The 26,393-nt window shown below is 56.9% G+C and carries 21 protein-coding genes; 7 read left to right on the forward strand and 14 right to left on the reverse strand.

Annotated features, from left to right (window positions below; all coding sequences use genetic code 11):
* Positions 1–89 precede the first annotated feature (89 nt).
* Positions 90–2,699 (forward strand): bifunctional lysylphosphatidylglycerol flippase/synthetase MprF, encoded by a 2,610-nt coding sequence (gene mprF / locus LCM21_RS09985; RefSeq protein ID WP_224890462.1) that lies wholly within the window; start codon positions 90–92, stop codon positions 2,697–2,699.
* Between the two features lie 426 nt (positions 2,700–3,125).
* On the opposite strand, the gene LCM21_RS09990 is transcribed toward mprF, so the two are convergent.
* On the reverse strand, positions 3,126–3,887 hold the full coding sequence (locus LCM21_RS09990) for a DeoR/GlpR family DNA-binding transcription regulator (protein ID WP_224890463.1): 762 nt from the start codon (positions 3,885–3,887) through the stop codon (positions 3,126–3,128).
* A gap of 190 nt (positions 3,888–4,077) precedes the next feature.
* On the opposite strand from LCM21_RS09990, the gene glpD reads away from it, so the two are divergent.
* Positions 4,078–5,661: a glycerol-3-phosphate dehydrogenase gene (gene glpD / locus LCM21_RS09995; RefSeq protein ID WP_224890464.1), complete on the forward strand. Its 1,584-nt coding sequence runs from the start codon at positions 4,078–4,080 to the stop codon at positions 5,659–5,661.
* A gap of 39 nt (positions 5,662–5,700) precedes the next feature.
* On the opposite strand, the gene LCM21_RS10000 is transcribed toward glpD, so the two are convergent.
* The 10 genes from LCM21_RS10000 to LCM21_RS10045 all read right to left on the reverse strand — a co-directional run bounded on the left by LCM21_RS10000 (position 5,701) and on the right by LCM21_RS10045 (position 19,046).
* Complete coding sequence (locus LCM21_RS10000; RefSeq protein ID WP_224890465.1) at positions 5,701–8,838, reverse strand: efflux RND transporter permease subunit; 3,138 nt, start codon at positions 8,836–8,838, stop codon at positions 5,701–5,703.
* Positions 8,839–8,841: 3 nt separating this feature from the next.
* Positions 8,842–10,008 (reverse strand): efflux RND transporter periplasmic adaptor subunit, encoded by a 1,167-nt coding sequence (locus LCM21_RS10005; RefSeq protein WP_224890466.1) that lies wholly within the window; start codon positions 10,006–10,008, stop codon positions 8,842–8,844.
* A gap of 254 nt (positions 10,009–10,262) precedes the next feature.
* Positions 10,263–11,981: a methionine--tRNA ligase gene (metG, locus tag LCM21_RS10010; RefSeq protein ID WP_224890467.1), complete on the reverse strand. Its 1,719-nt coding sequence runs from the start codon at positions 11,979–11,981 to the stop codon at positions 10,263–10,265.
* Positions 11,982–12,093: 112 nt separating this feature from the next.
* Positions 12,094–13,314 carry an MFS transporter gene (locus tag LCM21_RS10015; protein ID WP_224890468.1) on the reverse strand — a complete coding sequence of 407 codons (1,221 nt, stop codon included), beginning with the start codon at positions 13,312–13,314 and terminating at the stop codon, positions 12,094–12,096.
* A 70-nt stretch (positions 13,315–13,384) separates the two neighbouring features.
* Positions 13,385–13,981 carry a YceI family protein gene (locus tag LCM21_RS10020; protein WP_068334853.1) on the reverse strand — a complete coding sequence of 199 codons (597 nt, stop codon included), beginning with the start codon at positions 13,979–13,981 and terminating at the stop codon, positions 13,385–13,387.
* A complete protein-coding gene (locus LCM21_RS10025; protein ID WP_224890469.1) occupies positions 13,978–15,192 on the reverse strand; it encodes an MFS transporter in 1,215 nt (404 codons plus the stop codon). The genes LCM21_RS10020 and LCM21_RS10025 overlap by 4 nt, the downstream gene beginning before the upstream one ends.
* An 81-nt stretch (positions 15,193–15,273) precedes the next feature.
* Positions 15,274–15,894: an ImuA family protein gene (locus LCM21_RS10030; protein WP_224890470.1), complete on the reverse strand. Its 621-nt coding sequence runs from the start codon at positions 15,892–15,894 to the stop codon at positions 15,274–15,276.
* Between the two features lie 59 nt (positions 15,895–15,953).
* Complete coding sequence (locus tag LCM21_RS10035; RefSeq protein ID WP_224890471.1) at positions 15,954–16,535, reverse strand: retropepsin-like aspartic protease family protein; 582 nt, start codon at positions 16,533–16,535, stop codon at positions 15,954–15,956.
* Between the two features lie 40 nt (positions 16,536–16,575).
* Positions 16,576–17,196, reverse strand: a complete 621-nt coding sequence (locus LCM21_RS10040; protein WP_224890472.1) for a MarC family protein — start codon at positions 17,194–17,196, stop codon at positions 16,576–16,578.
* Positions 17,193–19,046, reverse strand: a complete 1,854-nt coding sequence (locus tag LCM21_RS10045; protein WP_224890473.1) for an ABC-F family ATP-binding cassette domain-containing protein — start codon at positions 19,044–19,046, stop codon at positions 17,193–17,195. The genes LCM21_RS10040 and LCM21_RS10045 overlap by 4 nt, the downstream gene beginning before the upstream one ends.
* Before the next feature lie 104 nt (positions 19,047–19,150).
* On the opposite strand from LCM21_RS10045, the gene LCM21_RS10050 reads away from it, so the two are divergent.
* Both LCM21_RS10050 and ndk read left to right on the forward strand, forming a co-directional pair.
* Entirely contained in the window at positions 19,151–20,353 is a 1,203-nt protein-coding gene (locus LCM21_RS10050) for a multidrug effflux MFS transporter (RefSeq protein ID WP_224890474.1), read from the forward strand.
* A gap of 102 nt (positions 20,354–20,455) precedes the next feature.
* The gene (gene ndk, locus LCM21_RS10055) at positions 20,456–20,878 is read left to right on the forward strand and encodes a nucleoside-diphosphate kinase (protein ID WP_068334875.1); all 423 of its coding nucleotides are present in this window, start codon (positions 20,456–20,458) and stop codon (positions 20,876–20,878) included.
* 53 nt (positions 20,879–20,931) lie between these two features.
* On the opposite strand, the gene LCM21_RS10060 is transcribed toward ndk, so the two are convergent.
* Complete coding sequence (locus LCM21_RS10060) at positions 20,932–21,279, reverse strand: TfoX/Sxy family protein (protein WP_224890475.1); 348 nt, start codon at positions 21,277–21,279, stop codon at positions 20,932–20,934.
* A 303-nt stretch (positions 21,280–21,582) separates the two neighbouring features.
* Here LCM21_RS10060 and LCM21_RS10065 point away from each other — a divergent pair, with 303 nt between their 5' ends.
* Genes LCM21_RS10065 through LCM21_RS10075 form a run of 3 tightly spaced genes read left to right on the forward strand, consistent with a single transcriptional unit; the run spans position 21,583 to position 24,320 of the window.
* Complete coding sequence (locus tag LCM21_RS10065; RefSeq protein WP_224890476.1) at positions 21,583–23,097, forward strand: CHAD domain-containing protein; 1,515 nt, start codon at positions 21,583–21,585, stop codon at positions 23,095–23,097.
* A 3-nt stretch (positions 23,098–23,100) separates the two neighbouring features.
* Positions 23,101–23,856: a ParA family protein gene (locus tag LCM21_RS10070; RefSeq protein WP_224890477.1), complete on the forward strand. Its 756-nt coding sequence runs from the start codon at positions 23,101–23,103 to the stop codon at positions 23,854–23,856.
* On the forward strand, positions 23,853–24,320 hold the full coding sequence (locus tag LCM21_RS10075) for a CYTH domain-containing protein (RefSeq protein WP_224890478.1): 468 nt from the start codon (positions 23,853–23,855) through the stop codon (positions 24,318–24,320). The genes LCM21_RS10070 and LCM21_RS10075 overlap by 4 nt, the downstream gene beginning before the upstream one ends.
* On the opposite strand, the gene LCM21_RS10080 is transcribed toward LCM21_RS10075, so the two are convergent.
* Positions 24,317–25,687, reverse strand: coding sequence for a sensor histidine kinase (locus LCM21_RS10080; RefSeq protein WP_224890479.1), 1,371 nt, complete (start codon positions 25,685–25,687; stop codon positions 24,317–24,319). The two genes, LCM21_RS10075 and LCM21_RS10080, sit on opposite strands and share 4 nt — an antisense overlap.
* A complete protein-coding gene (locus LCM21_RS10085; protein WP_224890480.1) occupies positions 25,680–26,360 on the reverse strand; it encodes a response regulator transcription factor in 681 nt (226 codons plus the stop codon). Before LCM21_RS10085 ends, LCM21_RS10080 begins: the two co-directional genes overlap by 8 nt.
* Between the last annotated feature and the right edge of the window lie 33 nt (positions 26,361–26,393).

Raw genomic sequence — 26,393 nt, forward strand, 5'->3', positions numbered from 1 at the left:
TTTGAGCTTTAAGGAATTTGTGCAACAGTTGCTCCGCGTCGCCCATCCGCGCGCGGGATCGTTGCAGTGCCTCAGAGCAGAGGAAAACTATGACCACGCAGGAGATTGACAAAGAGCTGTGGGCAGTGCGTCTTGCAGAGCGCGCGGCTGGGTTTCTCGAAAAACCCGCAGTACGGATTGCGGTCCCGATACTGGTTACACTTATCGCGCTGGTCGTTCTGCATGAACTGTCCGAGCATGTGAAATGGGCCGACGTTCAGGCGGATGTGGCGAATACGCATTGGACAATCTTGGCAATCGCTTTGGGCTGGACCTGCTTCAGCTTCTTGTCGCTGTCCATGTACGATGTTTTCGCCGTGCAAAGCGTGGCGAAGGGAGAGGTGCCTCTGACAGTTGCTGGGATGGCCGGGGCAAGCGGGTATGCCGTGTCCAACTGCCTTGGGTTCTCGTACATCACCGGAACAGCGATCCGCTATCGCATCTATGCCTCGCTTGGGCTGGACCTTAGCCGTGTTGCGGGTGTCATTGCGACGTCATGGATTGCGTTTTGGTCAGGGCTGGTGCTTTTGCTGGGCATTTTGTTCACTCTGCATCCGGATGGCATATCAAAGATTTTGCCGATCAGCGATACGACCGAGACTGTGATCGGGCTGTGCTTGCTTGCCGCACTTGCGGCGCTGTTCATCTGGCTTGCAAAGGGCGGGCGTAAGCTGGCCTATGGCGGATTCGGATTCAGCCTGCCGGGCGGCAAGCTCGCAGGTCTGCTGACCCTGGCCGCAATCGGAGACCTGTTTGGCGCTTCGATGGTGCTGTACACCCTGTTGCCCAATGATCTGGGGGTCGGGTATCCCTATTTCTTTACGATTTTCATAGGCGCGATTGCGATCGGCATTCTCAGTCACGCGCCCGGTGGAATTGGCGCGTTCGAGGCGACGTTGATCGCAGGTCTGGGTGCCTCTGGCCGGTCTGACGTGATCGCGGCCTTGCTGCTGTATCGGTTGGTCTACACGTTTTTACCCTTTGTTGTAGCCAGCCTTGCGATTGCAGTGGCCTCGGCACTTACACACCGCCATCACATCAGCGGTGCAGCAACATGGATCTACCGTGCGATACGGCCGATCGTTCCTATGGTTGCTGCAGGTGTGACTGCCGTGGCGGGGATCATTCTGCTGGTTTCGGGGGCCTTGCCGTCCAGTAGCCAGAGCCTTGGCGTGCTGCGTGACGTGCTGCCGCTGTCCTTTGTCGAGGCGTCTCATCTGGCGGGCAGCACTATCGGCGTGTTGTTGATCCTGGTCTCACGCGGGTTGTTCCGCAAACTTTATCGCGCGTGGGTCGTTGCGATCCTGCTGATGGTGGCTGGATGTGTTGCCTCTTTGACCAAGGGGCTGGATACGCATGAAGCCATCGGCATGTTGGTCTCAACCGCCGTGCTCGCCACGTTTCGCGATGCGTTCTATCGTGTCAGCGGTGCTTCGATTTTCCGACTGAACATTCCGTGGCTGGTCAGCGTGATCGCCTTGTTAGCGGTCATCTTCTGGATCGGGTTATTTGCCTATTCGCATGTCGAGTACCAGAACGCATTATGGTGGGAATTCGCCTGGAATGGTGACGCCTCGCGCTTCTTGCGCTCTAGCCTGGTGGTCGCGATGATTGTTGGGGTTATTGCTGTGAACTCTCTGTTCGGGCGGGAAATACCTCAGCCAGTACGGACTGAAATACCACCAGTGGTGGAACGTTTGGCGTTAGAAAGCGAAGACACCGAGGCGCAGATTTCGCTGACCGGAGACAAACAGTTCCTGATCGCGCCAGACGATAGCGCGTTCCTGGCCTACGCTGACACCGGAAATGCCTTGATCAGCAAGGGCGAACCGGTAGGCGACGAAAAGACAGGTAAGCAGTTGATCTGGCAGCTTCGCGATTTGGCGGACCGGGAAGGTAAGCTTTGCGCATTCTACAGTGTTTCCACCAAATACCTGCCGACCTTCCTGGACCTTGGCCTGTCTATTCTGAAAATCGGTGAGGTCGCGCGGGTGCCGTTGAAAGACTTTTCGCTTGATGGGAAATCCCGCAAACGGTTCCGACAGGCAAAGAACCGGGCCGAGCGGGAGGGGTATGTGTTTGAAATCATCCCGAAAGAAAAACTGGCCGCGATTCTGCCCGAACTGCGCAAGGTGTCAGACGACTGGCTTGAAAACAAGGCGGGCGCAGAGAAAGGTTTTGCCCTTGGCGGCTTTGATGATGAATACCTGTCGTATTTTGATCATGCTGTGCTGCGCAATGGGGATACGGGTCAGATAATTGCCTTTGCCAATCTGTTTCAAGGCGGTCACAAATCCGAACTGTCACTGGACCTGATGCGGTATGAGCCCGACAGTCCCAGCTTTGTCATGGATGCCTTGTTTGCTGAAATGATGTCATGGGGGGCCGAGCAGGGGTTTCAGTGGTTTTCACTGGGGGCTGCACCGTTTTCCGGGATCGAGAACCGGCAGCTTGCCTCATTCTGGAACCGCGTCGGCGGTTTTGTTTATGAACATGGCGAACAGTTCTATCATTTTGAGGGGTTGCGGTCTTTCAAACAGAAATTCGACCCGGAATGGAGCCCGAACTATCTGGCCAGCCCAGGCGGATTGGCAGCGCCCCGGATTTTGTACGAAGTAAATGTCCTGGTCTCAGGCGGTCTGCGCGGTCTGACGAAATAGCGGCGAGTTGAGACTGGCGCGGGTGGGTGTGGTTTGCGACATGTCCTGTTCCAAGCCGCATTGGTTGCCTCCCATCACAATCCGATACTGATGGCCTTCGCGGAACGACTTCGAAACGCTGGGAAATCGCACAAGGTCACCGTTATGGCGGTCGGGCGAAAACTCGTCATTTTCGCAAATACCCTGTGCAAAAGGCGTCAGAAATGGGAAACGGGGCGGCCGTGTTAGATACAGTTGCTAGAAACTCTTGCTCTGGCAGGTATTAGTGGCAGCCACCGCATATCTACCGGCAAACCCACGAGGAACAAAAACAGCGCCAGTAACCTCGGGTCGTTATAACAGCCCAGCTACTGACCTAACAACCGCATGGTTAGTCCTTCTTTCGGGAGGGTTTATCCAATCTCAGCCGTTGAAACTGTTTTGAGATTAGGAACACAGCTTTACCTGTGTCTGCCACTCAGTGCATTTCACGGCCAATCCTGCAGGCAGAGGCTGATCTGTGTAGAACATGTCCACCTCAGACAGCGAGGCTATCCGTGCGGGCGCGGTACGTTGAAACTTGGTTTGGTCTGCCACCAAGCAGGTCTTGCGGGCTTGCGCGATGATGGTCTGGCTGACGCGCACCTCTTGAAAGTCGAAATCCAACAGGTCTCCGGCAGTATCCAGGGCAGAGCATCCTATGATCGCAAAGTCAAATTTGAACTGCTCGATGGTTGCGACCGTCAGATTGCCTACCAATCCCCCATCTGACCGCCGCAAAACACCGCCCGCCACAACGATCTGGCAGTTGGGGTTATCGACCAGTATGTTGGCGACATTCATGTTGTTGGTCACCACCATCAGGTCTTTGTGGCCCAGCAATTGCCGGGCGACGGATTCGGTCGAGGTGCCGATGTTCAGGAAAATCGATGCACCATCGGGAATATCCTGTGCACAGTGCTGCGCGATCAGGGCTTTGGACTCGGCGTTCATTGCGCGGCGGTCTTCGTAACCAATATTGGAAACGCCCGAGCGTAGAACGGCACCGCCGTGAACGCGGTCGAGTTTCCCCATATCCGACAGTTCGGACAGGTCGCGGCGGATGGTCTGAACCGTAACATCGAACCGAGCAGCAAGGTCTTCGACCATCACACGTCCGTCTTGCCGGGCAATGTTCAAGATATCCGACTGGCGAAAGGAAAGGGACACGGTCTGCTCCTACTGCTTGAGTTCGTTTATGTTCGTTTTTGCTGGCGGCGCAACATAATCTTCACCTTCAGCCGTAGATTTATCCTCAAATCGCGGCATAGCGAACATAAACGAAGAATCGCATTGACCAAACGAGGGCCTATACGGTTAATAAGCGCGCGTTTCGCGTTGAAGTGGGAATCATCCGGTTATGGAACAGACAAACGAACAGGTTTTGGACCTTTTCATCATTGGCGGCGGTATCAACGGCTGCGGTATCGCGCGGGATGCGGCTGGGCGCGGGCTTTCGGTGGCGCTGGCTGAGATGAACGATCTGGCGTCGGCCACCTCTTCGGCGTCGACCAAACTGTTTCATGGTGGGTTGCGGTATCTTGAGTATTTTGAGTTCCGCCTTGTCCGCGAGGCTTTGATCGAGCGCGAAACCCTGCTGCGTGCGATGCCGCATATCAGTTGGCCGATGCGCTTTGTCTTACCGTATCACCCGGATATGCGCTTTGATTCCGAAACGCCAACCTCGCGCTTGCTGGGCACTGTGATGCCCTGGATGAAGGGACGTCGCCCGGCTTGGCTGATCCGGTTGGGATTGTTCATGTATGACCATTTGGGTGGGCGAAAAATCCTTCCCGGAACTGCTTCGTTGGATCTAAAAAGCGCGCCTGAGGGGCGGCCTTTGCAGGACAGGTTCGAAACCGCCTATGAGTATTCGGATTGCTGGATCGAAGACTCACGGCTGGTCGTACTCAATGCCCGCGACGCTGAGGCGCGCGGCGCAAACATCATGGTTCGAACCGAGGTTCTGTCAGCCGAGCGCATGGGCAATCTATGGCAGGTTACGGTTCGCAATCGCGACAGCGAAGAAACGCGGGTGATCAAAGCAAAGATGCTGATCAACGCGGGTGGTCCTTGGGTTGGCGACATTATCCAGACGAAAATCCGTGTTAACTCGCGTGAGGGTGTCCGATTGGTTCGCGGCAGCCATATCGTGACTCGCAGACTATTCGACCACGACAAATGCTATTTCTTTCAGGGTGAGGATGGCCGGATCATTTTTGCCATTCCATATGAGCGTGACTACACCCTGATCGGGACAACAGATCAGGATCATCCGAACCCGTCCGAGCGTCCAGTCTGTACCGAAGCAGAACAAGAGTATCTGTGCGCCTTTGCGACGAAGTACTTCAAAACCCCTGTGACGCGCGATGAGATCGTCTGGACCTATTCCGGGGTGCGGCCGCTCTATGATGACGGTGCCAGCAGCGCGACTGCGGCGACGCGGGACTATACGCTTAAAGTCGATGCGCAGGGTGGGGCGCCCGTGCTGAATGTCTTTGGCGGCAAGATCACAACATACCGGCGATTGGCGGAAAGCGCGCTTGAGAAAGTGGCCGAGCATTTTCCGGATCTGCCCGGCCCGTGGACCGCAGGCGTTGCCTTACCCGGAGGAGACTTTCCGGTTGATGGGGTGCAGGATTTGGTAGCCGGTCTAGAGGAAGATTTTACCTTCTTGGATCGCGCTTGGGCTGAACGTCTTGTGCGTGCCTATGGGACTGAGGCCCGCGATATTCTGGCAGATGCCAAAACCGCCGAGGATTTGGGAGAAGATTTTGGTGCCACGCTGACCGCGCGCGAACTACAATGGCTGATGGACAAAGAGTATGCGCGTATGGCCGAAGATGTCGTCTGGCGTCGTAACAAGCTTGGTCTGCGACTAAGTGCAGATCAGGTCGCGCGCATTCAGGATTGGATGGACCAACATAGGCAGGCTGCCGCCTAGAATAAGACCCCGCCCGACAGGCGGGGTTTTTCTTTGGGCTTACGCTGTTTCCTCGGATGGTCCGGGATCGTTCTTTGACCCTTTGATCCATTCCCTGAGGCTTTGCATCAACGCGTATAGAACCGGCACCAGAATGACTCCAACCAGCGTCGCTGCCAGCATTCCACCAAACACCGCCACGCCGATGGCTTTCTGGCTGGCCGCGCCTGCTCCGCTGGCCGCCAGCAGGGGGACAACGCCAAGCAAGAACGACAGGGCGGTCATCATCACCGCGCGGAAACGCTGAAACGCGGCTTCGGCGGCGGCCTCTTTGATCGACAAACCTTGGGCCCGTTGCTCCATTGCGAACTCGACGATCAGAATGCCGTTCTTTGATGCGAGGCCAACAAGCATGATCATCCCGATCTGGGTATACAGGTTGATATCGCTGCCAGCGACAGCAACTGCAGCCACCGCGCCGAATAGGGCAACGATCACCGAAAGCAGGATGGACACCGGCATGCTCCAACTTTCGTACTGGCCAACCAAGAAGAGATATCCGAACATGATCGCAAGACCCAGGATCACAACCACAAGTCCACCCGTCGCCAATTGCTGTTGCGCGGTTCCTGTCCATTCGAACGCGTAACCCGGGGGCAGGGCAGTCGCGGATTCTTCGGTCATCACTGTGATGGCGTCGCCCGTTGAAAGACCTGGCGCAGGAACCGCCGTAACGGTGGCTGAGCGGAACAGGTTATGCCGTTTCAGCAGAACCGGGCCCAACACGTTTTCTACATCGACCAGTGTTCCCAGAGGAACCATCTCACCCGTCGTGGAACGAACATAAAGGTTCGATATATCCTCGACATTGTCGCGATAGCTGCCGTCGGCTTGGATCATCACGCGATAGACCCGTCCGAACAGGTTGAAGTCGTTCACATAGTAGGACCCAAGCTGCGCCTGCATGGTCTGGAAAACTTCGGCCACCGACACTTGCAGCGTTTTGGCTTTCTCGCGGTCCAGATCAACAAACAGCTGGGGAACGTTTGCCCGAAACGTCGTATAAGACTGACCGATCTCGGGCCGCTGGTTGGCCGCGTAGACAAACGATCCCACGGCCGCAGCCAAATCCTGCGGCGACCCGCCACCTGTTTGTTGAACCTCCATTTCAACACCGGCCGACATGCCCAGACCCTGAATGGGTGGCGGATTGAAGGCAACGACCGAGGCCGCGGACTCACCGTTGGCAATAGCCAGGATTTTCGCAAGAATGGCGTTGGCGCTCAGGTCTTCCTCCTGACGCTCGTCCCAGTTGATGAGGTTTACAAAGATTGCAGCTCCGTTGGTGATGGTCCCGTTCAGCATTGAGTAGCCGTTGATGAGAACCGTACTTGATACACCGGGGATTTGCTGAATCTGTTCATCCAACCGGGCCGACACGACCTCGGTCCGTTCCAACGTGGCCGCATCGGGCAGTTGGATGTCGACGAAAAGATAGCCGTTATCCTCAAGCGGCAGGAAGCCACTGGATGTGTTCGACATGATCGTCCCGCCGCCCATTGCCAACGCGACGATGATGCCAAGTCCAATAACAGGCAGGATCAGCAGTTTACGAACAATTGCGACATAGCCGCCCCGAACGGTGCCGATGAAGTTTTCGAAGACGGCCAGCAGTCCTTTGGGGGGACCGGAACGTGCCCGCAGCACCAGCCCGCACAAGGCCGGAGACAGCGTCAGCGCGTTGATGGACGAGATCACAACCGCGGTTGAAATCGTCACGGCGAACTGTGAATACAACCGCCCCGAAATGCCGGGCATAAAGGTCACCGGCACAAACACGGCCAGCAGAACCAACGTGGTTGCGATGACCGGGCCAGTGATCTGCCCCATCGCCTTTCGGGTTGCCTCGGCGGGCGGCAGCCCTTCCTCTGCGATGATCCGTTCCACGTTTTCGACCACAACAATCGCATCGTCCACCACGATCCCGATGGCCAGAACCAGAGCGAACAGCGAGATTGTGTTCAACGACATTCCGAACAACAGCAGGAATGCGAATGTCCCGATCAGTGAGACCGGGATTGCGACCGCGGGAATAATTGTCGCGCGCCAACTGCCAAGGAAGACGAACACAACGGAAATCACCAGAGTGAAGGTCAAAATCAGGGTTGAGACCACATCATTCAGGGATTGTTCCACAAAGTCCGTGGTGTTGAAGGGGACGCCATATTCCACATCGGATGGGAATGTGCGCGATAGGCGCTCTAGCTCTGCCTCGACGCGTTCGGAGACAGCCAGCGCGTTTGCTCCGGGGGCTTGATAGATGCCAATGACTGTTGCTGGAACGTTGTCGAAAAAACCCGAGGCCGCATAGTATTCCGCGCCCAGTTCCACACGTGCGATATCCCTGACCCGCACGATTGACCCTGCATCGCCTGTGCGAATGACAATCTCTCCGAATTCATCGGCCGAGGTCAGACGACCCTTGGTCTTGATCGTGTACTGAAAGGTTTGCCCCTCTGGAACCGGGGGTGCCCCGATCGACCCTGCCGATACTTCAACGTTTTGCTCGCGAATGGCGTTGATCACGTCGCCCGGAGTGATCGACAAGGCCGCCATCTGATCCGGGTCCATCCAGATCCGCATGGCATATTCCAGATTGGTCAGAACGTCCGCCTTACCGACACCTTGAACACGCGCCAGCGCGTCTTTGAGGTTGATCGACGCATAGTTCGACAAGAACACACTGTCATAAGTACCGTTCGGCGAAGTCAGAGTGACCAGCAACAGCATGTTGGTCGACGCCTTTTGCGTGACCACACCCGATGATGTCACCTCAGCCGGTAGCGACGACATCGCTTGCGCCACGCGGTTCTGCACGTTGACCGAGGCGATGTCGGGATCGGTTCCCACCTCAAAGGTAATATTCAGCGAATAGCTACCGTTGTCCGAGGACGTGGACGTCATATAGATCATGTCGTCCACACCGTTTACCTGCGCTTCAATGGGCGCGGCGACGGTATTTTCAACAGTTTCGGCGTTTGCACCGGTATACGTTGTGGACACACTCACAACCGGCGGAGTGATGTCGGGGAATTGGGCCACGGGCAAGACCAGATAGCCGATACCGCCCATGATTGTCAGGACAAGCGAAATAACAAGCGCCAGCTTGGGGCGGCTGATGAACAGGGCTGAGAACATCGGTTATTCTCCCGGCTGCTCAGATGCGACGACCGCATCAACGGCAACGCCAGGCCGGACCCTTTGCAGACCTTCGACGATCACGCTTTCGCCCTCGCGAAGACCGTCTTTGACGATAACTGCTGTGCCCTCTGTATTGCCGGTTGTGATATAGCGCTGCTCCACCATCTGTTGATCGTTGACCACAAGCACAAAATCCCCGCGTTGGTCACGTTGCAGCGCGGCTTGGGGGATCATAACCTCAAGCGTTGGTTCCAGCGCCTCAATTCGCACATTCAGGAAGGCCCCGTCGACGATCAACCGGTTAGCATTTGCGAACTCGGCGCGCATTGCAATGGCACCGGTCAAGGGGTCAATCCGGTTGTCTACGAACACGATCTTGCCCGTTTCATCCAGCTCCGTTCCGTTTGGTAGGTTTATGCGCACATTCGGGCTTTTGCCGCTTTCGGTGAGGGACGAGGGGTTCTCGCCCACAGCCTCAAGAACCGACGTGAATTGTTTTTCGTTTACCGAGAAGTTCACGTAGATCGGAGCCTCGCTGACGATATTGACCAGCGGTGGGTTGGTTGGCCCAACCACGTCACCGACACTGATCGCCACCCGACCGATGCGACCGTCGAAAGGCGCGTGAATTTCGGTGTAGCTGAGGTCAAGTTCAGCTTGCTGAATTGCCGCATGGGCAGCTTTCACTTCGGCCTCGGCCACCAATTCATTCGCGCGCGCGATGTCGCGCTCGGCTTCGGGGGTGGCATCTCGTTCGAAAAGCTCTTGTTTTCGCGCCAGTTCAACCCGCGCCAGTTCAAGGTTGGCCTCGGCCCGGTCAAGATCGGCGTTCCGCGCCTCAAGCGTTGCTTCGTAAAGATCGGGTTCAATAGTGAAGAGCAGGTCGCCCTGTTTGACCAACGCGCCATCTTCGACGTTCTGACTTTCAAGAAAACCGCTGACGCGCGCCACGATGTCAACCTTGTTCAGGGCTTCGGCCCGTCCGATGAACATGGCCTCTTCGGTGATCTCTTCGGTATAGGCTGCTGCGATCGACACTTTCGGCGGGGCGGCGTCACCTTGATCCTGCGCGGAAGCTATTTGCGCAATGGTCAGGCAGGCCAAGGCTGCAAGGGCGCTGCTGGGTCCGGTAAAACGGAAAAAAGTGTTCTTCAATGTAAGGGACATGGCAGGCGCCTCGTTGAAAATGCGATTTATTGCGCCAGAACGGTTGGCCACCCTGACGAGTCGACTGAATTTAAGGTCAGGATGGACGTTTTAAAATCATATCTCAAGCATCTTGAATGCGAGCCAGACGCAGAGAACGAGAAAATTTCGTCGGTGTAAGGCCGACTTAGATCAATCTGCTGATGTAAATGGGGCTAAAAAGCAAAAAACGGGGGCTGGACAACCCCCGCTTTCAAGTTCCGGTTTGCGCCAGATCAGGCGCGTGTGCCTGAAAACCGGCTTTGCCAGTCTTCGCGCTGTTCATCTGTAACCTTGGTGAACAACACATCAGGAACGGTGAAGGAATGGCCCGCAGGCAGGGCGTCAAGCGCAGCCGAGACGTCGTCGGGCCACCTTGTGTCCAGCGTGTTCATCGCGCTCAGCATCTTGGCTGACGTATCTGGAATAAAGGGCGCGCTAAGCACGGCATATAGGCGGATCAGATTCAGGCCCAAACGCACCTGTACCGCGGCTTGGTCCGGGTCCTCTTTAAAGGTCGACCATGGCGCTGCGGCTTGCAGATATTCATTGCCTGCAACCCAGATCGCCCGCAGTTCTTGAGCGGACTTGCGAACTTCCATTGCCTCCATGTGTCCTTCGTAGGCGCGGATGCGTTTGGTCAGGTCTTCGATCAGAGTTTGTTCACGCGCTCCAAGGGCACCGCCCTCGGGAACCGTTTCGCCAAATTTCGAGCGGCAGAACTTGGTAATCCGACTGACGAAGTTACCCAGAACGTCCGCAAGATCCTTGTTCACCGATTGCTGGAAGTTTTCCCAGGTGAATTCACTATCGCTGCTTTCGGGCGCATGGCTCAGCAGCCACCAGCGCCAGTAATCGGCGGGCAGGATTTCCAGCGCCTGATCCATGAACACGCCACGGCCTTGCGAGGTCGAGAACTGGCCGCCGTCATAGTTCAGGTAGTTGAAGGACTTTAGGTGATCGACCATCTTCCACGGCTCGCCCGAACCAAGAATGGTCGCGGGGAAGGACAGCGTGTGGAAAGGGACGTTGTCCTTGCCCATGAACTGCACGTAACGCACGTCTTCGGCACCCTTGTCGGTGCGCCACCAGCGTTCCCAGTCTGCGTCGCTTTTGCCGTTGGCATCGGCCCACTCCTTGGCGCAGGCGATGTATTCGATCGGCGCGTCGAACCAGACGTAGAACACTTTGCCTTCCATGCCGGGCCAGTCCTGTTCGCCTTTCTTGACCGGCACACCCCAGTCCAGATCGCGGGTGATGCCCCGGTCTTGCAGGCCGTCACCATCATGCAGCCATTTCTTGGCAATGGATGTAGTCAGGATTGGCCAATCGGTCTTGGAGTCGATCCACGCATCAAGCTGATCTTTCATTGCGGACTGACGCAGATACAGGTGCTTGGTCTCGCGCACCTCAAGATCGGTCGAACCCGAAATCGCTGAGCGTGGATTGATCAGATCGGTCGGGTCAAGCTGCTTGGTGCAGTTTTCACATTGGTCGCCGCGCGCGCGCTCATACCCGCAGTTGGGGCAGGTGCCTTCAATATAACGGTCGGGCAGGAACCGGCCATCCGCGTTGGAGTAGACCTGCTTCTCGCTCACCTCACGGATCAGGCCTGCATCATCCAACTTGCCTGCGAAATGCTGTGTCAGGCGTTTGTTCTGCTCGCTTGATGAACGACCAAAGTGATCAAAGCTCAGACCGAACCGTTTCGCGATATCTGCCTGCACGGCATACATATCGGCGCAGTATTCGGCCACAGGTTTACCCGCCTTGGCCGCGGCCAGTTCCGCCGGGGTGCCGTGTTCATCGGTGGCGCAGAGGAACATGACCTCATTACCCCGGCCACGCTGATAACGTGCATAAAGATCGGCAGGCAATTGCGAGCCGATCAGGTTGCCGAGGTGCTTGATCCCGTTGATGTAAGGGATCGCTGAGGTAATGAGAATCCGAGCCATTTTGCGTGTCCACGTATCTAACTTCGCGCCCGTCTACATGATGTAGGCGATCAGCAAAAGACCGGTTTCTGTCTTGTAGCCCTGCAAAACTGCACAAAGCCCGCAGCTGTCGCTATTCCTCTCGGGATCTTTTGAGCAGTCGCCCTATGGTGAACGATGTACGCGGCGCATAAACATAGTTCGTCCGCTCCTCTGGTGTTGGGCGTGAGCGCATCCGGGCCACACCGAACACGATCAATACGACATGCCCGGCGGCGACGAACGCAAACAGTGCGCCTGGACCATATTGCTGAATCAGAGTCGATGAGACGTAGGGCGATGCAATCGCCCCCAGCGCATACCAGAACATCAGAGCTGCAGAAAGTTCGACCCGCTCTTCGGTGGTCGCAAAGTCATTTGCGTGGGCCGACGAAACTGAAAAGATTGGAAAGGTTGTCAGACCAAAGACCACAGCCGCCAGCATAACGCCCACAGTGCCGGTATCACTGGCAGCCATCGTCACACCGCAACTGAGCACTGCCGCCACGGAAAGCCAGATAAGCACCCATCGCCTGTCATATTTATCTGCAAGCCAGCCAAGCGGGTATTGCGCCAAGGCTCCGCCCAGAACAAATGATGCGAGGAAAAAGGCGATCTGATCGACATTCAGTCCGACCTCTTGCCCGTAGACGGGGCCGACCATACGAAATGAGGCAGAGCTGAGTGCCGCGACGATTACGCCCGCAACCGCAAGCGGAGAGCTGCGCCAAGCCAGCTTGGGCCGCAGGCGTGGGGCGTCGGGGGTTTCCGGCTGATTTGCCTTGGTCAGGGTTAATGGCAGCAACGCCGCACAGCACAAAATAGCCAGAAGGTTATATGAAACATAAGATGCAGGGGGCAGAACCGCGATGATAAGCTGCGCGCAAAGGGATGCGCCCATGTCGACGAACCGATAAGTTCCCATCGCCCGCCCGCGTGTTTCGTTCGTGACTTTGGCGTTCAGCCAAGCCTCAATCACTGTATAGCATCCGGCGACGCACGTGCCCGAAGCAATCCTGAGCGCTGCCCAGATATACGGATTATCGGTCAAGGTGTGTCCAAGCAGCCCCATCGCGCCCAAGGCGGTGCAGACGGCAAACGCACGGGAATGCCCAACATTCCCCATCAGTCGCGGAGCCCACCAGCAGCCAACAAAGAATCCGATGAAATGGGCCGAACCTAGCAGACCGATCTGCCCGGTCGTGAATTCGAGCGTCAGACCCGAAATGGCGTCCAGCGGTCCAACGCCACCTGTTGAAAGCTGAAGCAGAATGACAGATAGGAAAAGGGCGGCAAAGGAAATGATCGTGCGCATAGTGGGGCCACCTTTACGCAATAAGTTTGCGATGCGCGCGTCTTATCGACACTGCGGCGTCGTTTTTTGTCTATTCGGCCCGTTTGATCTCGGCTTTGATATCCAGTCCGACGGTATCCTGTACCAGATCGGTATAGCCCGAGGCCCCAAAGTCGTGACGATTCAGGGCCCCTGTCAGACGGATAGAAAGCATGTCCAGATTGGCGGCGTCACTTCCGGGGGGACGAAACAGGTCCGCTTGCAAGGTGATCGGGCGGGTCACACCGCGCAGGGTAAGATCTCCGGTGATTGTTGCCCCGCGCGAGATTCGTCCACCTTCGCCAAGCTGCACTTCGGTTGAAACGAACTGAATGGTTGGAAATTGTTCCACGTCCAGAACGCCTTGGCCCAGCATTGCGCTGCGGGCAAAAGGCAATCGGGTCCGGGCTTCGGCAGCGTTCAGTGTTACACTTACTGTGCTGTTTGCCAGGTTGCTCAGGTCAATCTGAATATCCGCCGATTGAATTGGCATGGTGCCGGATTGGGCAAGCCCCGATATATCGAATGTAAAGTCCACGGACGTGCCCTCGGGGACCAATTCGTAGCGGGTGGTTGCGGCATGGGTCGGATGCGCCACGGAAAGGCTCGCGAGCCCCGCCAGCAGGATCCGGCGGGTCAACCCGGTCATGCCATTGCCTCTTGCCTGCGGGGGCGTGAGCGGTGAAGCAGTACAAGGAGTATGGCGATGTTCAGCCCGTTCCAGAGTATGCCGTTGATAAAGGCGAGCTGGTAGTTTCCGGTCACGTCGTAGATCCAACCGGACATCCAGCCGCCAAGCGCCATGCCAAGGATGGTCATCATCATGACAAAACCGACGCGTGCTCCGGCCTCTTGCGGGGGCATGTATTCGCGCACGACCAGCGCATAGCTCGGCACGATGCCACCCTGTGCCAAGCCGAACAGCAAGCTGACGATATACAGTGAAACCATCCCGTCATAGGGCAGGAACAGGAAAAGCGCGATGCACTGAAGCACCGATCCGCCCAACAAGGTCATGACACCCCCCAGCTTATCGGCCACGATGCCCGAGATCACCCGACTGACCACTCCGCCCATAAGCATCAGTGACAACATCTCGGCCCCCACGGCGGGACCGTAGCCCAGCCCGACGCAGTAGGAAACGATGTGTACCTGCGGCATAGACATCGCAACGCAGCACCCGATACCGGCCAGACCTAAAATGTATTGCAGGGCGCGTGGCGAGATTCCGACGCTTCGCGCGTTGATCTGAGCATTCGCAGCCGCCGTGCTATGCGCCTCAATTGGGACTTGACGACGCAGCAGAAGGGAGAGGGGAATAACAACAACCAAGGTGATTAAGGCGAGTGTCAAATAGACCTGTTGCCAGCCGTCCCGGGCCAGAATACCGGATAGCATCGTTGGCCAGATAGCTCCGGACAAGTAGTTGCCACTGGCCACCAGTGCCACGGCAATCCCACGCCGCCGCATAAACCAATGCGAGATATCAGCGATCAGGGGGCCAAACCCGATCGACGTCCCAAGCCCCAGTAGCAAATGCGCCACTGACAGCAGCAGGATGTTCGGTGCCCATGTCGCCAGTAGATAGCTGACCGCGCTCAGTACCGCTGCACCGATCAGCGCTTTGGTCACACCCAGCCTGTCGACCATCTGCCCCAGCCACATATTCCCAAGCGCAAAGCCGACCATAGCCAGAACATAGGGCAGTGAAGCCTCGGCCCGTCCGGCGCCAAACTGCGTCTCGATGGCAGGCATCACAACGATCACCGCCCACATGCCGACATTCGCCACCGTCGCAATGGCGAGTGTGATCAGCAGGCGGAGCCAGGAATAGCGGCTGTCATGGATCGGATGACTCATGCAGAGACGCTAGGGCCGGTGTCAAGCTTTTGCCAGTCACAAGTTATTTAACTTTACGAATTTTTTTCACGCTGCGGGATGTCACACCAATTCATCCGTGGTCTCGATCCAGGTCAGGTTCAGACCGGCGCGCGGTTTGGTTTGGGTGGCCTGCCAACTGACCGGGGGCAGGGCGCGGGCGCGGCGGCGGGTCAGGGTCCAGCGCCTTGCGTCGCCCTGATGATCTGCGGTCATGTGCCAGCGCGTCTCAACCCCTTGTGCGCCGCCATCTCCGGGGGTTAGCAGCAATCCCAGCGGCGCCCGCCCCATCAGCCCCCCGTGTTCGGCAGCCAAATGCATCCGCCGTACCGGCGTCAGCCCGGGTGCACCGGGCAGATCGCAGATGATCAGCGGAACCGCCCCGCTGCGCAATGCCTCTTCCATACACCACAACAAATCTTCGGCGCGGGTGGGGCGGACGAATAGAAACCGCGCCGGATCGGCAAACGGCATCATCCCGTCGGGGTTCAGTTGTGCGGGCTCCCACGCGGGGGCAATCCATAGTATCGGTCCCTGTGCCTGACCGGCCAGCCACATGGCAAAGCTGCGCCGGGCAGGGCCGCAGGCTTCGTGTACGCGGCCCAGTTGCAGGGTGATCTGTGACTGTAGAACCAGCCCCGGCACGTCGTGCGCGGGTTTACGGCCAAGCAGGTTTGTAGACATGCCGATAGGTTAGCATGTTCTTATTTTGTTCTCAAATTGTAAATGACGCTGCCAAGCCTTTAGCGGGACAAAATCAAACGGCCATCGGTGAACTGGATGTTTGAGAACCGGTGCAGGTAATCCATGCCCAGCAATGATTGACGCAGGTCTCCTTCGTTTACCCAGGCCGAGACACCCTTGTCGATGATTGGCCCCAGTTCAAGGCTGTCCAGTCGAACGGGTGCTGTCCGCACCTCTCCGTTCGCGGTGAAGGCGCGGCCGAGATAGTTGAGCTGCTCCGGGTCTATGCCGATACGTCTGGCATCTTGCTCGCTTAACACGATCTGGCTGGCACCCGTATCGACAAGGAAGGTGATCGGCTCTCCGTTTACCAGAACCGGCAGGTAATAGTGACCATCATAGGCGCGTGGAACCTCAATCGCCTCGCCCGTGATGGTCATCTGCGGTGCAGGGCCAACGGTCGAGCGGATATCGTCCCACAGCCCGACAACGGCGATCGCTCCGACAAAGATAAAAACCCAGGCCATGGCCTGCTGCACGGTTTTGTTCAGCGACTGACGGTTTTGTGAGACGAACCAAAACACAACCGCCGCGCCAAGCACGACCAGATAAACCAAGTGTCCTATGTTGTCGCCGTCCATGCGATTACCCTTACCAATATCACATCAGATATATGGGTGTTTATGAGGCAAAACCAAAGGCTTTAAGGCCATCCAGAATGAACTGAACCGACAGCGCTGCCAGCAGCATCCCCAACAGCCGAGTAAGGACGTTCAGCCCCGTTTTACCCAATATGCGCGCGATCAGGCCGCCGGACAGAAAGAAGGTCAGAACCACTGCCATGACCGCCAGCATCACCAAGGTCGCCTCGGCAATGCCCAGAATGCCCGGATGCTGACCCGCCAGCAGGATGATTGTCGCAATCGAACCCGGTCCGGCCACAAGCGGAATTGCCAGCGGAAACACAGACGGGTCGGGGTGCTCTTCAACCTCGGCCCGATCCTCACGGCGTTTGGTACGACGTTCGAACAGCATGTCGAGCGCGGTAAGAAACAACAGCGCGCCACCAGCGACCTTGAACGCCTCCATCGAGATGCCGACAAAACCCAGAACGGCCTCGCCGAAGGCGGCAAAGGCAACAAGGATACCAGACGCCACGGCACAGGTGCGGTATGCCGTTCTGCGGCGCGTACGCGCGTCCATTTCTTGCGTCATCGCAACAAAGATCGGGGTAGTACCGAAAGGGTCGATCACCACGAACAGGGTGGTAAACGCGGTGACGAAAAACGCCAGGTCCATCATGCGGCATTCTCGGCGTTTTCAAGGCGTTCGGCGGCCGCCACCCACAAGGCTTCGGCCTTTTGCATCGCTTCGACGACCTCGGCGAACTTGCGGTTCCAGGTTTCCAGATCGTTGACCCTGTCGTTTTCATACAGCGCCGGGTCCGCAAGCCTTGCCGATAGTTTTTCGTGCATATCCGTCAGCTTTTCGATCCGGTCCTCGCATTTACGCAGTTCGGCGCGCAGGGCTAGCATCGTATCGCGCGAGGGGCGTTTGGGCGTTACCACTTGCTGTTTTTCTTTAACCGGCTTGTCACGCGACAACAGCATGGCGCGATAGGCTTCAAGATCCTGCTCAAAGGGTTTGACCGTACCGTCCGAGACCAGCCACAGCCTGTCCGCGACCAGCGACAACAGATGCATATCGTGGCTGACCAGAACCACGGCACCGGAATAGGCGGTCAGCGCTTCGACGAGTGCCTCGCGGCTTTCGATGTCCAGGTGGTTGGTTGGCTCGTCGAGGATCAGCATGTGCGGGGCGTCGATGGTGGCGATCAACAGCGACAGCCGAGCCTTTTGACCACCCGACAGACGACCGACCAGTGTTTCTGCCTGATCGGCGTTCAACCCGAACCCAGCCAGACGCGAACGCCACTTTCCCGGAGCTTCGTCCGGGCGCAGGCGCCGCAGATGGTCCAGGGGCGTTTCGTCCACGTGTAATTCATCCACCTGATGCTGCGCGAAATAGCCAATGCGCAACCGGTTGCTACGGGTCATCTTGCCCGCCATCAGGGGCAGACGATCAGACAGAAGCTTGGACAGGGTCGATTTGCCCTGACCGTTCTTGCCCAGCAGGGCGATGCGGTCATCCTGATCAATACGCAGGTTCAGGCGTCGCAACACCTCGGTCTCGCCATATCCCGTGACGCCGCCTTCTATCTGAATGATCGGCGGCGACAATTCCTCGGGCTCGGGGAATGAAAAGGCGCGCAACGCGGCTTCTTGTGGGGTCGATACCAATTGGATGCGCTCGATCATTTTGAGGCGCGATTGTGCTTGAACCGCCTTCGATGCCTTATAGCGGAACCGGTCCACAAAGCTTTGCAAATGGGCGATGCGCGCTTTGGCTTTCGCATTCTCGGATTCGGCCTGCGCCAGACGTTCAGCTCGACGTTCGGCAAATTTGTCGTAAGGCACCGCGTAATAGGTGAGCTTGCGATCCTCAAGGTGCAGAATCGACCCAACCGCACGGTTCAGCAACCCCCGGTCGTGGCTGATGATGATCACGGTATGGGGGTATTTGGCAAGATAGCTTTCCAGCCAAAGCGCACCTTCTAGGTCGAGATAGTTGGTCGGTTCGTCCAAAAGCAGCAGGTCGGGTTGTGCAAACAACACCGCCGCCAACGCAACGCGCATTCGCCAACCGCCCGAGAAATCGGAACATGGGCGTAGTTGGTCATCGTCATCAAACCCCAAGCCTTTGAGGATCGAGGCCGCTCGGGCCTCGGCCGACCAGGCGTCGATATCGGCCAGACGCGTCTGAATCTCGGCGATGCGCGTGGGGTCTTCGGCAGTTTCGGCCTCGGTCATCAGCGAGCTGCGCTCGGTATCCGCGGCAAGAACTGTATTGATCAGCGAGACATCAGAGGACGGCACCTCTTGTGCCACCCCTCCGATCCGGGCGCGTTTCGGCAGGGCGATATTACCCGACTCCAAGGCCAACTCGCCTCGGATCAAACGGAACAGCGTGGTTTTTCCGGTCCCGTTGCGACCAACCAGACCAACCTTGTGGCCATCCGGAATGGTTGCGCTGGCACCGTCAAACAGGGGGCGGCCTTCGACCGCATAGGTGATGTCTTCGATCCGTAACATGCGCCGCTCTTATCAGAGCATCCGAGACGCCGCCAGCGGGTAGGCGTGTTCATTGCGAAACCTATGTGCTAGCGCTGGTCCGGTTGACTTTGGACGGATAAAAAATGCGCGCGGCTACTACGCCTCCTTCCCTGATTACTTTGGTGTTCGCGACTGCTTTGTCGGTTTTGACGCTGAATATGTTCTTGCCTTCGCTGGCAAGGATGGCCGAGGATTTTCAGGTCGATTATGCGTTGGTGAACCTCACAGTCGCCGGCTATCTGGCCGTGTCTGCCGTGCTGCAACTGATAATGGGGCCGTTATCGGACCGGTTTGGTCGTCGGCCCATCCTGTTGATCTGTATGACTGTTTTCGTGATGACCTCGGTCGGTTGCGTTTTAGCCGACACGATCTGGGGCTTTCTTGGGTTTCGATTGCTACAGGCTGCGGTCGTGGCCGGGCCTGTTCTGTCCAGCGCTGCCATACGGGACATGCATCCACCCAACGAGGCCGCCAGCAAGTTAGGGTATGTCACGATGGCGATGGCACTGGCCCCGATGCTGGGGCCGATGCTGGGCGGTGCGCTCGACAGCCTGTTCGGTTGGCGTGCGGGCTTTGTCCTGTATTCAATACTGGGGGCAGGGGTTCTGGTTCTGTTGTGGGCCGATATGGGAGAGACCAATGCCAATCGATCCTCTACCTTTGCGGCCCAGCTGAGTGAATATCCCCACCTGTTTCGCGCCCGCAGGTTCTGGGGATATGCCCTATGCGCGGCGTTTTCTATCGGAGGGTTTTACAGCTTTATCACCGGCGCGCCCCTTGTGGCGGCGGCGTGGTTCGATCTTAGCCCCGCCATGCTGGGGTTAGGAATTGGTATTATCACGGGCGGCTTTATGGTGGGCAATTTCATCACCGGTCGGATCGCAGCGCGAACAAAACTGACCACAATGATCCTGATCGGGCGTGTTGTCGCGTCGACAGGGCCGCTTGGGGGTGTGTTGCTGTTCCTAGCGGATCTCGGTTCGGTTTGGGTCTTCTTCGGGTCTGCCATCTTCGTCGGGTTCGGCAACGGTCTGACCAATGCCAACGCTAGCGCAGGTCTGATGTCCGTCCGCCCCAAACTGGCAGGTAGCGCTGCGGGTCTTTCGGGGGCGATGATCGTTGCCCTGGGCGCTGTACTAACCTCGCTAACCGGGCTTTGGGTCAGCCCCGAAAACGGTCCGTTCCTTGTATTGGGGATGATGTGGGCGTGCAGTTTCGCGGGTCTGCTGGCTGTCCTGTATGTGCGCTGGGTCGACAGGCGCGACCCATTGCCCGACGCGATCTGAGCCCCAGCGCATCATAGTGCTTTTCATATCGCAAATACCGTGATACGCGGCGCGCGATGGATTTCGGCGCGACCCCGCGCCTTAAGGTAAGGAGAGGCCAAAATGGCACTGGAACGCACATTCTCGATCATCAAACCCGATGCAACCCGCCGCAATTTGACTGGCAAGATCAACGCCAAGTTCGAAGAGGCTGGCCTGCGCATCGTTGCGCAAAAGCGCATCCACATGACCAAGGAACAGGCGGGCAAGTTCTACGAAGTGCACGCCGAGCGTCCGTTCTATGACGAACTGTGCGAGTTCATGTCCTCGGCTCCGGTCGTTGTTCAGGTTCTGGAAGGCGAAGGCGCCATTGCAAAGAACCGTGAAGTCATGGGCGCAACCAACCCCGCAGACGCGGCCCCCGGTACCATCCGCGCTGAGTTTGCCGAGTCGGTTGGTGAAAACTCGGTCCACGGATCAGACGCACCGGAAACCGCTGCTGTGGAAATCGCGTATTTCTTCTCGGGCATCGAACTGGTTGGCTAAACTGCCATCAGCTTTGATTTTTGGGCCGCTCCCGGTACTGGGTGCGGCCTTTTCTATAGGGGCTTGAGATCGGCTGCCGACACGCGCACGCCAACCGCATCCAAATCCGAGATTATCTGCGTTTCGGGCTTTAAACTGACACTGGCCTTTATTGCGTCAAATCGTTGGCGCAGCGCCTTTTTTTCATCGCCTTTGCAGTCGTTCCAAGGCCGGCCTTGCAGGCCCATGACCAGCACGTAATACCCAATGAAATGCGGTCGCGCACCGGCCTGAAGTATGCGCGCATAAGCTTCGTCCGGACCCATCTCGCGCAGGTGTTGCGCCGAGTGGATGCCTGCCTTTGCGCAGGCTTGCTCAAATGCCGGGCCGAGATTGCGGATCGAAGTGATGGGGTCAGACATGCGCATCTAATAGCCATGTGCTGCGGTGATGTCGACCTGACGCAGGATCAGAATTTCATCGGACTTGCCACATGCGGCGATGTGCGATTTCATGAGTTCGTGTCGTAATGGGGTTCGGATGTCAAAGAGTAGGTGTATCGGCGAAATATCCGGCAAAAGAAAAAAGAAAGCGTTGCTTGGGTTAAACAGCAAGACAACAAAGACCTTCAGACTCTGCTTGATAGACGTAGGTGCCAGTAATCAGAAAGTAACTGCGACACTAGGGAACGACTACCTTGATACTTGGAAAAAAGGTCGCTCGTTATGAAGCAGACAAGTGGTTTCTTTGTCCTTCCGGGTGGATTTGACGTAAACAAATTCGCTGGTGAGCTGAAAGGTTTGGCCCCGGTGTTCGACGCGCCGACAACTGCCCGCGTGTTCAACCTGCTGGACTGCCATGATCAGTCGCTGCGGGCAGACGGGCGGTTATTGCTTGAGGCAAACGGCAAGCTGCACCTGCTTCAAAGCGACGGGGATATGCTGATTCAAGACAGCGGCAAAGCAAGATTTGTGCAGGATTTGCCACGCGGTCCGGTTCGTGACGCCTTGGTTGAATTTCCCAAACTGCGCGCGTTGATGGGTATCGGGGCCGGAACAATGGAGAGCAGCGGTTTTGCGGTTCTGGACGACCTGCAAAAGACGCAGGTTCGCGGAAGTATCCTGTCACTGACGTCGGATAACGGGCAGGTCACGCTTGTGCATGTTCAGCCCATGCGCGGCTACGACCGGGCCTTTCAATCCGTTTGTTCAACACTGCAGGGCATGACCTCGGGAACGCCCGGTTTCGAGCCTGTGTTCCAAACCCTTTTCCCAGACACTGTTCCGTATAACGCCAAGCCCGAGGTTCAACTGGGTAAGAAAGAGCCTTCGATCGAAGTGGCCGTTGATATCATCCGAACTTTTCTGGCCGTTGCTCGACAGAATGAAGCGGGGGTCATTGCTGATATCGACACCGAATTCCTGCACGATTATCGCGTTTCGCTGCGGCGAATTCGGTCTGTTCTGAGCCTGTTCAAGGGCGTGTTTTCTCCAAAGCAGACAGACGCGTTGAAACGTGAATTCTCGGACCTGATGGCGCCAACCGGGCGTGTACGGGATTTGGATGTCTATCTTTTAGAGAAAGACATCTACTTCAATCTGTTACCCCCCGATCTTCATCCGGGCGTGCAAGCCATGTTTGAACAATTCGAAAAGGAAAGGACAAAAGCCCTTACAAGCCTGTCCAAACGCTTTCGAAGCGCGACTTACGAACGACAGATGAGCGATCTTTCAAAGTTGTTTTCTGATTCTAAAGGCTTGGAACCGGGCCCAAATGCGAAGCGCGGTGCCTATGACTACGCCTGTGCGCTGATTTGGAAACGGTATCGCAAGGTGTGCAAACTGGCGCGCAGCATCACTCCTGACACCCCGGATGAGATCGTGCATGACCTGCGGATCGATTGCAAAAAACTGCGGTATTTGATGGAGTTCTTTGCCCCTCTTTTCGACAAAGGTGATTTCAAAACGCTCATCAAGCCATTGAAAAAGCTTCAGGATAACCTTGGCCTGTTCAATGACTACTCGGTCCAGCAAGAAGCGTTGCATGCGTTTGTTGCGGCCCAAAGCAACGCGCAGGGTCGCGCGAATGCTCAGCTTGCCATGTCTGTGGGTGGCTTGATTGCCGTGCTGGATCAGCGCCAAAAAGCCGAGCGTGAGCGCGTGATCGCCAACTTCCAACATTTCGACAGTCCGGACATCCAGAACCTGTTCCGAACCCTGTTTCACCATAAGGAGGACTGAGGCGTGAAGATCATTGCCTGCTACAGCAACAAGGGCGGTGTGGGTAAAACCGCAACCTCGGTGAACCTGGCCTACGCCTATGCGCAAGCAGGGTTCAAAGTGCTGCTATGCGATCTTGATCCACAAGGGGCGTCTGGATTCTATTTTCGGGTGAAGCCCTCCAAGAAACTGACAGACGCCCGGTTTTTCGAGGACGTGCAGCGTTTTGTGAAATCGATCCGGGCCAGTGATTTTGAGGGTTTGGACGTGCTGCCTGCGAACCTGACCTTTCGCGATTTCGACGTGTTCCTTTCGCGGATGCGGAACAAACGATCACGGCTGAAAAAAGCACTGGTTTCAGCGGGCAGCGACTATGACGTGATCATACTGGACTGTCCTCCGAACTTTTCGACCTTGTCCGAGAATATCTTCAAAGCCGCAGATCTGATCGTTGTACCCGTTATTCCTACGACGCTGTCTGAAAGAACGCTTGAGCAATTGGTAAATTTTTTCAACGAACAGGGATTGCCCAGGAAAAAGATAAAGGCGTTCTTCTCGATGGTGCAGCAGCGAAAGACCTTGCACCTTGAGACGATGGAAAAGATGCGAAAGCTATACAAAAAACGGTTTCTTCAAACAGAAGTACCATTTGCAGCGGATATCGAGCGGATGGGGCAAAATCGCGCCCCGGTCAGCATCTATGCCGGTCGCAGCGTGGCGAACGCCGCCTATCAGACGTTGTTCGATGAACTGGAAAACGGAGTGGTTTCAACCAAATGAGTACGGAGATTGAGCGCAAGTTTTTGGTGGCAAAGTTACCCGATCTGAGCGGCGCAGCCAAAGCCGTTGTAAGGCAGGGCTATTTGACTGCACCAGACGATTCAACCGAACTGCGCCTGCGTCAGAAGAACGATAAGTTCTTCCTGACCCTCAAGGGCGGCGGCACGATGGTGCGGGTTGAGCGTGAGGCCGAAATCTCCTCTGAGCAATTTGAAACCTTCTGGCCCGAGACAGAGGGCCGCAGGGTGGAAAAGGAACGCTATACCGGTCAGTTGCCGGACGGGCGCGTGTATGAATTGGATGTATTTCTTGGGGGCTTGGCCCCGCTTCGATTGGTGGAGGTGGAATTTCAAACTGAGGCCGAGGCCAGTGCCTACACGCCCCCTGATTGGTTTGGGCCCGATGTCACCGCGGATAAACGCTACAAGAACAAGACGATGGCAACCAACGGTGTGCCTGCCTAGGTTTTTCGCGCCAGTTTGATCTTTGCCTCTAGTCCGGGATCGCAATTGCGTGCCTCAAACCCGCCACCGTGCATGTGAGAAATAGCGGCCACCAGCGCCAAACCCAAACCGGCGTTGCGTTCGGTACGGGCCGGGTCAAGCGTGACAAACGGCATTTGCAGGCGCGACAGATCCTGTTGCGGAACACCCGGACCCTGATCGCGGACGCTGAGGCATGTATAAGCGCCATCGTCAGACAGGTTGATTGTGACAGCCGTATCCTGCGGCGCATATCTCATCGAGTTTTCCAGCAGGTTCGACAGCGCTTGCGACAACAGAGGGCGATGCCCCGGTATGGGCGCGGCCGTTCCGGTGACCTTGAGTTGGATACCCTGGTCACTGGCAACAGGCTCATACAGCTCGACCACGTCTGCAACCAATTGCTGTAGGTCTACCGGTTCGAACTGTTCGCGTCCGACACCTGCCTCGGCCCGCGAGATTTCGGTCAGTTGCCCAAGCACGCGCAACACGTGGTCGATTTCCACACTGGCACGCGCGATATCAATCGCGCGCTCCTTATCCGTTTTGGAAGGATCCGACAGAGTTTCGACCCGTTGTTTCAGGCGTGACAGAGGCGAGCGTAGATCATGCGCAATGGAATTCGACGTGGTGCGCAGGTTGCTGACCAGTTCTTCGATCCGGTCCAACATGGTGTTGAGCGTCCCCGACACCTGATCGAATTCATCCCCGGTGCCGCGCAGGGGCATTCGCCGGGACAGATCGCCCGAAACGATATCCTCTGCCGTATTGGCGATATCGGACAAGCGGGCAAAGACAAGTCGGGTGAACAACCAGCCGGTCAGAACGCTCAGCCCCAGTGCAATGCCCAAGGCGATGCCAACGGTTTGCAGCAGCACGCGATCAAACTGTTGTCGTGCAAGCGCGTCCCGGCCGACCAAAAGACGCTCACCTCCGGGAAGGCGAACCGAAGCTGCCGAAATCGGCACCAGTTCGTCATTGTCTGCGCGGCGCAACTCAAGATCGACCCAGCCACTGCCGGCAGCGATGTGATCAGGCCATTGTTTGAGGTTTCCCGCCAGTTTGACGCCAAACGGATCTGTCAGCAGATACAGGGCGTCTCTTTCCGCTGCGGTCGGAATGCGCCGCTCAATTGCCCTGAGCAACCCAAGCAGGCCGCGACGTTCATATTCATCCGCAAGCCCGGTCAGTTCGGCTGAGACGACAGAACGGGTTTCACCCTCGATCGTGCGGTTCGCCGTGACATAGACCAGCGCCAGGATGGTGGCCGTCAACAACGTACTCAGAGCCATGCTGGCCAGAATAAGACGTGTACGGGAATTGTTGAAAGACAGTCGGATGTTATCCATCAGATATCATGTAACCGGCGCCCCGGACGGTTTCGATCATCGGCGGCTCGCCACCTTCGTCCAACTGGCGGCGCAGCTTCGAGATATGGACATCGACAACATTCGTGTTTGGATCAAAGTGATAATCCCATACGCCCTCCAACAACATGGTCCGCGACACCACGCGGTTTTTCCGGCGCAGGAAGAATTCCAGAATCTGGAATTCGCGCGGGGTCAGGGTAATCTCGCGCCCGTTTCGGGTGACCTTGCGGGTCAGCAAATCCATTTCAAGGTCACGGCAGGTCAGCGTCGGGCTTTCCTCGGCCTCTTGCGGACGGCGCAGCAGCGCCTCGATCCGGGCGTGAAGTTCCTGAAAAGAGAACGGCTTGACCAGATAGTCATCCGCCCCGGCGCGCAGCCCTTTGACGCGTTCGTCAACGGCGCTCATTGCTGTCAGCATCAAAACCGGTGTTTTCACACCTGCCGCGCGCATGGACTTGATCAGGGACAAACCGTCCAAGCCCGGCAGCATCCGATCCAGCACAACGGCGTCAAATCCGCCGTCAGTGGCATGGTACAACCCCTCACGGCCATCTTCGGCGGTCTCGACGATGTACCCTTCTTCACCAAAGCCTTTTGCGATGAACTCACGGGTGTCTTCGTCATCTTCAACGATCAGCAGGCGGCGGCTCATGATCCGAGTTCCTTTCTACCCAGATTTAAACAT

It is taken from the genome of Ruegeria profundi, assembly GCF_020171505.1.
GTDB classification, from domain to species: Bacteria; Pseudomonadota; Alphaproteobacteria; order Rhodobacterales; family Rhodobacteraceae; genus Ruegeria; species Ruegeria profundi.